At 33.2% G+C, this 3,031-nt stretch carries 3 protein-coding genes; 1 reads left to right on the forward strand and 2 read right to left on the reverse strand.

From position 1 onward, the window contains the following. The first annotated feature begins 334 nt into the window (after positions 1 to 334). Complete coding sequence (locus ACYQ21_RS15130; protein ID WP_460059474.1) at positions 335 to 1,222, forward strand: helix-turn-helix transcriptional regulator; 888 nt, start codon at positions 335 to 337, stop codon at positions 1,220 to 1,222. A gap of 326 nt (positions 1,223 to 1,548) precedes the next feature. Here the strand turns inward: ACYQ21_RS15130 and ACYQ21_RS15135 are convergent, their stop codons facing one another. Further along, the gene (locus ACYQ21_RS15135; RefSeq protein ID WP_460059476.1) at positions 1,549 to 2,322 is read right to left on the reverse strand and encodes an ATP-binding protein; all 774 of its coding nucleotides are present in this window, start codon (positions 2,320 to 2,322) and stop codon (positions 1,549 to 1,551) included. Next, positions 2,225 to 2,881, reverse strand: coding sequence for an AAA family ATPase (locus ACYQ21_RS15140; protein WP_460059478.1), 657 nt, complete (start codon positions 2,879 to 2,881; stop codon positions 2,225 to 2,227). The genes ACYQ21_RS15135 and ACYQ21_RS15140 overlap by 98 nt, the downstream gene beginning before the upstream one ends. Positions 2,882 to 3,031 lie beyond the last annotated feature (150 nt).

The following is a 3,031-nucleotide window of genomic DNA, read 5'->3' on the forward strand; positions in this document are numbered from 1 at the left end:
CACAAGTCCTTGATAGCACTTGCGAAAAAATGAATTTTTCGTAGGCTTATTTAGTGTACCTTAGTTTCATAAATCTTGTAAAATAAATTTACAATTAATACTTGACTTATTACCACTAGACTTAGAATTTATATATTAAAATAAGTTACCAAAATTAAGTGTTATAACGATGACAAATGATTAAGCATATTATGTTATCATGGTAGAGTCATCATATCATACCTATAACTATCAAATTACACCTTAAGACATTCAAAGTCTTGCTATAGGTCATCCAAAACATTTATAATGATACTGATACGACTTATTAAATCACAAGGAGGTTAATCATCTTATGAACACAGACATACCAGTTTTTGCGAGTGAAATGATTTCTCAAGATTACGAAATCTTTCACGTTGATGATTTTGTAGATAGCAATCAAACTTGGTTTCATTATCATGATTATTATGAAATTCATATCTCACTGACTGGTGATGCCATCTTTTTACTAGATGGCAAACAGTTTGAGATAAAACCGGGAACTGTTTTGCTCATTCATGACTTGGACCTTCATCGCATGGTCTCACAATCTACAGATAGATTTGAACGCATTTTTATCTACCTCACTTCTCAGTTTCTACAGAAAAGATCAACGACTCTTACTGATCTTGAAAAATGTTTCTATCCGATAGGTGATTTGAGAAGTAAAGTTTTGCAACTAGATCCAGAAACATTGCGAGATTATCTCTTCGGAATCTTACAGGCACAAACCACTAGTCGGTATGGAGAGGACATCAAAGTTGAACAAGAATTGATTAAATTCCTCATCATGCTCAATCAAACCATTATGCGCGATGACTTCGATGCCCAAGCACAAGAAATAGTTGGCGATACACTCATTACTGAAGTGATTAACTATATTACCACACACCTTTCAGATGAATTGACGATAGAGTCTATCTCAGAACACTTCTACCTATCCAAAAACTATCTCTCACGTAGATTTAAACAATATACCAAAATATCACTTCATAAATATATTTTGAAAAAGAGACTCATCTACGCCAAGCAGCTTTTGAAGAAGTATAAAAGTTCATCCGAAATCTATGAGCGTTGTGGCTTTAATTCCTACACACATTTTCTCCAATGTTTCAAAAAGGAATTCAATATGACGCCAAAAGATTTTATCAAGAAAGTATACAATAATGAATTAATCGTGACACGTTTGCATCAGAAATAGTCATCATGTATTAGTTACTTTTAAATGACAAAGCGCTTTATCTTTTATGTTTTAAGTATAAACCCAAGGCCGTGTAAAAAAAATAAAGATTTCATGCCTAAAACTATGAAATACCACACTAACTAATTGGGTTATTTCATATCATCCATTTATTAGGAAATAACCTATGGCATTAAAAAACGCCTAGCTAATTGGTTAGGCGAATTGTTTCACATCTATATTATTTTTTCTACTGTATGTTTTGTGACATCAATTAATGTATATTTTAGAAACTTATCATTATGTTTGTATTTTCATCATATCAGAAAATGTGAACAGATAGATGTTCAACTCTTTAGCTTTTTTATACAGCTGTCACTAAACCCGCTTTTAGAAAATAAGAAATAATATTTTTGAGTGTTTGAAAATAAGGCAGAGCGATGGATTAATGTCTTTAAAATTTTTTCATCTACGTCTTGATTTCTCCATTTACATTCTCCGATGAATAAAGCTTCTGTTTCAGGAGAAAAACCGATAATATCAACTTCTACTTCTTTTTTCTCAAATTTATCTGTTCCCCACCATGACCCTAAATCTTCAAAATAATCGTCAATCAAGCGATAAGGAACGTTTTTCCACATCCAATCAATGCAAATTTTTTCAAAAATGGGTTCTAAGAAAGTACTAAATTCACTTTCGATACGTTTGTATACCAACTCCCCTTTGTCGCGTTCAATTTGACTTTGATTACGATCAATAAATCTATACCAAAATCGAAATAGCCCATCGGAGATTTGATAAATCGTTTTTCGAGAATTCAATTTCTTTTGAGACATTGGTATCTTCTTTTCGATAATTCCTAATTCAATCAAATTATCCAAAAGGATGCTAGTTGCCCCTGAAGTCATTTTAATTTGGTCGGATATTTCCTTAACTCGACTTGCACCATGAGCAATTGCATAAAGCGCCGAATTGTAGTTTGAAGGATCTCTAAGCTCTTGAAGTAACAAATTATTGGGTTCTTCATAAAGTGGTGCAGTAGTTCTCAAAAAAGTATTTTTTATGTTTTCTGCCGCCGTCAATAAATGAAAGATACTGCGGAATGCCTCCTGTAATGGCATAAATCCCCATTAAATCCTCTTTATCCATTTTAGGGAAGAATTGTCGGCACTGAAAAAAATTAAAAGGTTGAAGTTTTATCTGAGACGTTCTACGACCATATAAAGGACTTTGATAGCCAAGTACTTGGTGTTCCATGAACGACATTGATGAACCACATAAAATCAATTTCACTTTGGAATTTAAATAGATATGATCAATTATTTTTTGGATAATTGAACTGATCTCTGGTGCAGAACTCGCAAGATAGGGAAATTCATCAATAACAAATACAAAACTCTCTTCTTTTCCTAGCTCATAAATACGCATCAAAGCTTTTTCATAACTATCGAATAATAAACCGAAGTCTTGCCCAAGAATGGACTCACTCATTCCGATTAGATTGGCGCCATCTTTTTCCTTGATTGCCATATAATAAGCGCCAGGTTTATCTTTTAAAAACTCATTTAGTAAAGTTGTTTTCCCTACACGACGTCTCCCGTACATGACAATAAACTCAAATTTATCCGATTGATAAGCGGCGTTCAAATAGTCTAACTCTTTTTCTCTTCCAACAAACATGGCTTCTCCTTTTGCTATGTTAGGAGGCTGGGACAAAAGTCCACAGTCACTAAAATAAAAAGCAAGCTAATCCAATCAATTTTGATTGTTCTAGCCTGCTTTTTTTCTATATCCGACAGGTTACCATCAGTTTTCTGAGATTAATCGCCA

This window comes from Pseudolactococcus yaeyamensis (assembly GCF_054658615.1).

Excerpts from the sequence above, each read along its gene's own strand:
- ACYQ21_RS15130 (WP_460059474.1), top strand. The coding sequence starts at position 335 with ATGAACACAGACATACCAGTTTTTGCGAGTGAAATGATTTCTCAAGAT.
- ACYQ21_RS15135 (WP_460059476.1), bottom strand. The coding sequence starts at position 2,322 with ATGCCATTACAGGAGGCATTCCGCAGTATCTTTCATTTATTGACGGCG.
- ACYQ21_RS15140 (WP_460059478.1), bottom strand. The coding sequence starts at position 2,881 with ATGTTTGTTGGAAGAGAAAAAGAGTTAGACTATTTGAACGCCGCTTAT.